Source organism: Paenibacillus sp. TAB_01 (genome assembly GCF_043945595.1).
In the GTDB taxonomy this organism is placed as follows: domain Bacteria; phylum Bacillota; class Bacilli; order Paenibacillales; family NBRC-103111; genus Paenibacillus_S.
The window spans coordinates 34,999-41,178 of sequence record NZ_JBIFNP010000003.1 but is presented as its reverse complement, the minus strand read 5'-3'; the positions used below and the strand labels follow the sequence as shown (position 1 = coordinate 41,178).

Genomic DNA, 6,180 nt, shown 5'->3' with positions numbered 1-6,180 from the left:
TTACATCATGCCGCCCATTTATTAATTACTCTCGCTTGCTTTCGCAGACATTCGTCAACCAATATAAACGCCTTTATAATAGAAGAAACAGTAATTTGTTTTCCGTCTTGTTTCATTTCAAAACGGAATTTTTGTGATTTTTTAGTGATTATTTTTCAAATCGACCAAAGACTTTCTTATAATAAAATTTTGCTACGATACAGTCTGCCCGACACCAACAAGAAGGTTGAGAAACATCGGCGAGAGCTGCACGAGAATATACCCGATCGCTGAATTTTGCAGCATCTGCATGCCCCGCTCCCGATTGCCTATCATGATAAAAAGGCAGCCTCCGGCGATCATCACCCCGGCTATCGGATATGAAAGGGATATGGCCAGATCAATCAGCGGATCAAAAGCATGCAGTATCCGTTCCTTCACCGCGGCAGGGACGGCAGCCGCTATCATTACGGGAGCCGGCGCAGGCTCCTCTAATCCATGGGCAGACACGTTACCATATGGTATGAAGCTTGAAGCAAACACGACAGGTACAGTGTACCCCAACATTGACTTGAGGCCCCGCTCCCATCTCCGCAATTTCTCCCGGTCTGAGCCGGATGCTACCTCCTCACCGATCACCGATCCTCCTGCAAGCTGCAGCTCCTTTTGTCTTGCCCCATCCCAGCACCTTGATTTGATCGTTATCTGCATCCTGATCCCCTCCTATCGTATGTCTGCCCAGGTGTAAATCAATGTGTCCAGCCCGTTGCACAGCTCCGCGAGTTGCCTTTTACGGCTCTCTGTTCTCGTCACCCATACGAGCTTGGGGAAGTACCGTAGTCTTTCCTGGAACGACCCAGTATCCCGCAGCCGCTTGTATCGCTCAATTTTGTCCCGATTCTTCTGCATGTGCTGCAGGTGGTCAACCTCAAGGAAGTGCCGGCGCAGCTGATAACTAAAGTAGGCATCGGGGGTCAATCGCACAATATCGCCAACGCTTACCTTGACTTCGTTCTTCCACTCCTCGGGGCGCAAATGGATGTAAACGTCCGCTCTCATTAAATAGTGATTAACCTGGGCCATCTTCTGGCGGACTAACTCGCAGCCAATCTGTTCCCGGCCGGCTTTGCTGAGATAAAAAATACTTTCGCCCGTCTCCCCCCGAAAGCTGGAGACTAAGCTGCCCATATTGCTCAGTACGCGCCGGGCATTACGCTCCCCGCCAAGATCATGGAGCCGCTGGATCTGGCTCCGGCTCAAATAATCAAGTCTCTTCAATGACAAGAGTATTGCTTCTTCCCTGCAGAGTTTCAGCTGTTGAACCCGATTCATTCTTCGGCCTCTCCTTCCGGGGTTTTATAGTAATGTGTGGCCGTATTGTCCGGTCGATAAAATCGTTTTCGATAAACGGGGTCTGTACAATCACCTTACGATCCGTCCGGTAAATGGCCCGGCCCTTTATAAACGGCAGGCTCTCTGCTCCGGACTCGTCAAGCACGACTTGGCTGGCCGTACCGGTCTGCAGCCGGAAGCAGAGCCGAGCGTCACAGTTTTGCTTAACCTGGCGAGGTAGCGTGTCTGCAGTAGGATATTGCGTAGCAAAGATTAACCGGTACCCTAACCCGCCGCCGATCCGAGCGATTTCCGATATAATCTTTTCACATTCGACCTTTACCTTTTTGACGTCCTTATCTGGCTCTCCCTGGCTGGCGAGTTCTGCTGCTTCGTCGATAATGATAAAGTGTCGCTGCTTCTGCCCCGCTTCCCGTATGTCTTCAAATCCTTTGTCGAGATACTCCGCCTGCCGACGCTTCATCTCCTCTTGAATTGCCTGTAGTGCCTCCAACGCTTCGAACGAGTCCTTGGCGACCGTCCGGACCTGTCGGGTGTTGGAGAAGCGGTTGAACGCGAGACCACCTTTTAAATCGATCAGGGTCAGCACGACATGCTCGGTATGGTTGTGGATTAAGGTAGTTACTGTGTTTTTCAAAAATACGGACTTGCCGTACCGCGTAGTGCCGGCTACAACCATATGTGGGATCCGCTCGAAGTCATGCCGGACTGACTCGGTACGTGACTCTCCCAGGCTTACCGTCCAGCCGGATGAACAGGATTGCAGCGTGCTGTTATTGAATGGCACCATTTCCGGAAGTGGCTCCCGGTAAACATTTATTCGAAGCGTACCGTCATAATCGAGCGTGATTTCCTTCCGTTGCTTTGTCCCCGAGAATATTTTCTTTATTTGTTCCAGCAGATCGGCCCGCAGCTGCAGCCTCTTGAAATCATCAAACGTTACATCGAGCAGCCCGCGCTTATGATTCAAACCGTCTTCAAGATGCCGCTGCTTCTTTTGCGCATCTTCGAAGGACAAACCCAATGGCAGCTTGTAAACGTATTCCGTGCCCCACGGATGCCGCCGTTTCCGAAGCAAATGAATAGTCATCGTCTTGCTGCCATCCTTGATAGTCAACCCGCAGTTAGCCGCGATCCGCTGTATTTTGCTCCCCTCGTTTGCTCCTTGCTTATCTAAAATCGTCCACCCCAATACGCCGGCCATAACAGCACTACTTACGATTTCAACCAACACAACAGCGCCACCCCTTTCCATTGAGTATCCGATAGGATAGTTCCCCCGTTGCGGAATATTCCGAACCCGCTGTTTTCCCTGTTCTGACGCCGTTCGGAATATTCCGCGGACATTGCCGCGTCGGCATTCCTCCCGGAAGATAGGATCGGAATAACACCCGGAAGCTTATCGGGGCTTGTTCTGCCGTCCAGGTACGTAGATAGTCGGCTTGTTTACTGGGGCAGCTCCTTGCCCGGGGTCGATCGACATCGCCGGATCATCCGGACGAACTGGGAACTGCGGGAGACTCAATGGGCGCTCCTGAAACTCAATCGTGCGCGTTGTACGTATCCCGAGCATTAATCTTAGTCCGTCCCGGCAGAGTGCCTTCAATGCTCGCTTGTCGAGCTTCTCGACGGCTTTGATAAGATCCGCATCTAAGTCTTTCCGAAGCCGGAAAGATATCGGTGTTTTCATTCTGTGCACCTCCTGTAAACCGTTGTATACCTCAAGTCTACGGAGTATCGATTGTCCAAAATGCACGGTTTTTTGAATATTTTTTTCATAGATTGTCCAAATTGGTAATAGAAAGGGGTTTTATTTCTATGTATGGACTAGGAAAAAAGAGGACATTGCTTGGTAAATATATTGATTCTAAAGGGATAAGCCAAGGTGATTTAGCGAAGGCTTCAGGTCGAAGTCGAAACACGATCGCTGATCTTTGTGATGGTAGTAAAGGAGTGAGGGCCGGAGCCTCTACTCAAATCGCAATCGTTGGGGCTCTTAGGAGAATGGGGCGAAATGTTACGCCCGAGGATTTTTGGCCAAATTAAAAAGACTCTTGAGGCAAGCTCATGAGTCTAATTCATGAATGGGGAGTTTTTTGTAGATGCAGCTGGTTTTGGATCGAATTTATAAAGCGGCTGTCTTTCCCATCCCTCAATTATAACTATCTTGTCGGGTTGAGAACGATCCCACTCGATGTACTCCTCATCGTTTAAAACGGTCAATACCTTATATACACCATCTCTGTCTCGGCCAGTCTTTACCTCTAAATCCTGTATAGTCGGGGGTCCATCCCATCTAATTGTGAAATTATAAAGTATCCTCAGCATCTTTCGCTCAATGTCAGAAAGGATAGTAATCATCCCCTAACTCTACACCGATTACATCAGAAAACTCTACGAGATGCCAATCATGTTTCGGATCTTCAACCTCAATTTTTATAAGACGCAGCCGCGGATCAAGACCGGTCACATTTCCTGTTATTACTTGATCATCAAGTTCCCCATAAACCGTGATTGTTACTTCGATTGTGTTCGCTTTAGCCACCTGCAATCGACCGAACATTTCTCCCATCTCTTCCTCCGAGAATTCCGGCTTAAACCTTTTTACTGATTGCTTCGCTTGATGTATACTTGCTTCCTTGTGCTGAGGCAGAATCATACGACTTGATTCCCAAAACATATTTGAACCTGGCGTCAACTTATTCGGCTTCATGATGCTCTCCCAACCGGCTGTACGGCCAAAATATTCTCAATCCGGAATAAGCGCGGCGCGTTTCGCTGGAAACATCGGGCTTTGACGGTGCCGTTCCCTACGGAGTTGACCTTAATCAGACGTTGCGTGATCTGGCCATCGCCGCCCAGGTAGATGATTTCAATGGTTTTACCAATGTACTTTTCCATCTGTTCGCCTCCAAACAAGAACCTATGTTCTTATTATATGCGAACATAGGTTCCTATTTCAAGCAAGAAATTTATGGAAATAGTCCATTAGTCGTGGTAGAATGTTGGTATTATAAGGCTGAAGAGGAGACCGGTATTCTATGGGAGCAAAAAACAAGGTAATCGCGGGGGACTACGAGGGGAAGATGGTTACACAAGCCCTCGGAATAGTAACAATAACTACAGGTTTTCTTAAAAAAATCATTGTAGACAAAACGACGGTAGATTCTTATGAAGTTATGAACGAAGAGCATCGAAAAAGCGCAGTTAGCGCAGTCGGAAGAGGTCTTGTTGGGGGTTTTTTACTTGGCCCTGTGGGGCTACTTGCTGGTCTATCGGCAAAAACAAAGGGTACCCACGTTGTAGCAATCCAGTTTAAGGATGGGAAAAAGAGCCTGCTTGAAATTGACGAGAAGGTATATAAGGCACTATTAAAACAATGCTTCTAAGCTTTGATGCTAATAAAAGTAAGCCCTCAATCCGAAAGGAAAGAGGGCTTATTTTTTACTCTTCATCCAGGCCGGCAGCCTTGCGGAGTTTGTTGGCTAACCAGTTATAGTATTGCTTTTGCTCTTCTAATTTTGCCGCTGCTGCTGCATCGCCATCAACTTCTACAACTTGCTGTGCCCTATCTGCATCGTCCCATGCCGGACCGATCCATGTATTAATAATCGTCTGAGCGACCCCGGCATCAAGCGTCGTTTGCTGTGTTATGGCCATCCCTATTCGCCACCCTCCCGCATCTCCATTGGATTCATCCCGGTCTATGCCTATCCCATTCACGACAATGTCATTCTCATATTGATAAATGTTAGGATCGTTCAGCTTGGTTCCCCGGCTCCAGGCATAGGTCTGCCACACCTTACTTACTACGCCGCGGTCGTGCATCGCCTTGCAGATCTCATACTCACCGTACACGCCAAGCTCATATCCGCTGATCTCTGCGTCAAACGCTCGCAGGTATGCTTCGACGGCGTCGTAATGCGAAGCGTTGACGTCCGTGTCCACCGCGGCGTAAATCACGCTGCCCTCCGGCTGACCGACCTCCCGCGCATACTGCAGGGCGAGTTTACCATCCTCTGCCCCCTGCGCTGCGCCGGCAAGAGCGTTGGCCGCGCCGCGCTCAAACACCGACACGATCCACATGCCCGCGTCCGTGATTGCCTGCGCCTCGGCTGCCGTCAGGCGCTTCCTGGACCCCGGAGGAGCGAGATATCGGCAGACAAAGGTAAATCCATCAGCTGCAAACTCCCGGGCCTTGTCCGTAGTGAGCGGCGTTGAGCAATCAAATCCTTTAGACATTCATCCCGCCTCCGTTTTTATTTTTGACATAGCTATAGGCGCCGCTGGCTGTAAGACCGATCACAGAGATTGTTGTAACTTTATTCTGGATATCATTCGGTACCAATACAAAAACAGCCGCGATCGCAATAGCAATCAGCGGGCTGTATTTGGGGTTAACTCCGAGCGTTTTAATCACGCCCACATAGGCCGCAACAATCGTGGCTAACTGCAGAATCATTTCATCTTGCATGATTTATTCCTCCCTGTCATGTCTCGGCGCTATATCAAGCCGATCCATTCGTTTATGTGCTTGCTTAGCAGATTCTTCTACTCGGGTCACTCGTTCAGCCAATTCGTCAATTCGCTTTCCTTGGGCGCGCTGCTCAAGGCGAATGTCATCTACGCCTCTTTTGATGTACTCCACATCAGCATGCAATACCGCGCCGTCCCCAGCCTCTTTTCGAATTTCCTGTCGAATAGAACGTGTCCTCCCGGACCAGCCGATGATTATACCGCTAATGGCAGCTAAAATAGAGATTGTTGTTGTGAATGCTGTCATGTCCTGCATCTATTACTCCTCTCGCCCCACTAAGGGCATAAAAATACCCCGATCGGCTCGGGGCT

10 protein-coding genes are annotated in these 6,180 nt (G+C 49.3%); 1 reads left to right on the top strand and 9 read right to left on the bottom strand.

The window, feature by feature from the left end:
• Positions 1-192 precede the first annotated feature (192 nt).
• The 6 genes from ACHHV8_RS36765 to ACHHV8_RS36740 form a co-directional block, all read right to left on the bottom strand.
• Complete coding sequence (locus tag ACHHV8_RS36765) at positions 193-690, bottom strand: hypothetical protein (protein WP_395155686.1); 498 nt, start codon at positions 688-690, stop codon at positions 193-195.
• Between the two features lie 12 nt (positions 691-702).
• The gene (locus ACHHV8_RS36760; protein WP_395155684.1) at positions 703-1,263 is read right to left on the bottom strand and encodes a replication-relaxation family protein; all 561 of its coding nucleotides are present in this window, start codon (positions 1,261-1,263) and stop codon (positions 703-705) included.
• Positions 1,244-2,566, bottom strand: a complete 1,323-nt coding sequence (locus ACHHV8_RS36755; RefSeq protein WP_395155682.1) for an FtsK/SpoIIIE domain-containing protein — start codon at positions 2,564-2,566, stop codon at positions 1,244-1,246. The genes ACHHV8_RS36760 and ACHHV8_RS36755 overlap by 20 nt, the downstream gene beginning before the upstream one ends.
• Before the next feature lie 165 nt (positions 2,567-2,731).
• Complete coding sequence (locus tag ACHHV8_RS36750) at positions 2,732-3,022, bottom strand: hypothetical protein (protein WP_395155680.1); 291 nt, start codon at positions 3,020-3,022, stop codon at positions 2,732-2,734.
• Positions 3,023-3,673: 651 nt separating this feature from the next.
• The gene (locus ACHHV8_RS36745; protein ID WP_395155678.1) at positions 3,674-4,045 is read right to left on the bottom strand and encodes a YolD-like family protein; all 372 of its coding nucleotides are present in this window, start codon (positions 4,043-4,045) and stop codon (positions 3,674-3,676) included.
• Complete coding sequence (locus ACHHV8_RS36740; RefSeq protein WP_395155676.1) at positions 4,042-4,233, bottom strand: hypothetical protein; 192 nt, start codon at positions 4,231-4,233, stop codon at positions 4,042-4,044. Before ACHHV8_RS36740 ends, ACHHV8_RS36745 begins: the two co-directional genes overlap by 4 nt.
• Positions 4,234-4,373: 140 nt before the next feature.
• On the opposite strand from ACHHV8_RS36740, the gene ACHHV8_RS36735 reads away from it, so the two are divergent.
• The gene (locus ACHHV8_RS36735) at positions 4,374-4,721 is read left to right on the top strand and encodes a hypothetical protein (RefSeq protein ID WP_395155674.1); all 348 of its coding nucleotides are present in this window, start codon (positions 4,374-4,376) and stop codon (positions 4,719-4,721) included.
• Positions 4,722-4,776: 55 nt separating this feature from the next.
• Here ACHHV8_RS36735 and ACHHV8_RS36730 read toward each other — a convergent pair whose 3' ends face one another.
• Genes ACHHV8_RS36730 through ACHHV8_RS36720 form a run of 3 tightly spaced genes read right to left on the bottom strand, consistent with a single transcriptional unit; the run spans position 4,777 to position 6,124 of the window.
• A complete protein-coding gene (locus ACHHV8_RS36730) occupies positions 4,777-5,574 on the bottom strand; it encodes a DUF1906 domain-containing protein (protein WP_395155672.1) in 798 nt (265 codons plus the stop codon).
• Positions 5,567-5,806, bottom strand: a complete 240-nt coding sequence (locus ACHHV8_RS36725; protein WP_395155670.1) for a hypothetical protein — start codon at positions 5,804-5,806, stop codon at positions 5,567-5,569. Before ACHHV8_RS36725 ends, ACHHV8_RS36730 begins: the two co-directional genes overlap by 8 nt.
• Before the next feature lie 3 nt (positions 5,807-5,809).
• A complete protein-coding gene (locus tag ACHHV8_RS36720; RefSeq protein ID WP_395164358.1) occupies positions 5,810-6,124 on the bottom strand; it encodes a hypothetical protein in 315 nt (104 codons plus the stop codon).
• Between the last annotated feature and the right edge of the window lie 56 nt (positions 6,125-6,180).

Bases quoted from the DNA above. Each gene is read 5' to 3' on its own strand.
- ACHHV8_RS36765 (WP_395155686.1), bottom strand. From the start codon at position 690: ATGCAGATAACGATCAAATCAAGGTGCTGGGATGGGGCAAGACAAAAG.
- ACHHV8_RS36750 (WP_395155680.1), bottom strand. From the start codon at position 3,022: ATGAAAACACCGATATCTTTCCGGCTTCGGAAAGACTTAGATGCGGAT.
- ACHHV8_RS36745 (WP_395155678.1), bottom strand. From the start codon at position 4,045: ATGAAGCCGAATAAGTTGACGCCAGGTTCAAATATGTTTTGGGAATCA.
- ACHHV8_RS36740 (WP_395155676.1), bottom strand. From the start codon at position 4,233: ATGGAAAAGTACATTGGTAAAACCATTGAAATCATCTACCTGGGCGGC.
- ACHHV8_RS36735 (WP_395155674.1), top strand. From the start codon at position 4,374: ATGGGAGCAAAAAACAAGGTAATCGCGGGGGACTACGAGGGGAAGATG.
- ACHHV8_RS36730 (WP_395155672.1), bottom strand. From the start codon at position 5,574: ATGTCTAAAGGATTTGATTGCTCAACGCCGCTCACTACGGACAAGGCC.
- ACHHV8_RS36725 (WP_395155670.1), bottom strand. From the start codon at position 5,806: ATGCAAGATGAAATGATTCTGCAGTTAGCCACGATTGTTGCGGCCTAT.
- ACHHV8_RS36720 (WP_395164358.1), bottom strand. From the start codon at position 6,124: ATGCAGGACATGACAGCATTCACAACAACAATCTCTATTTTAGCTGCC.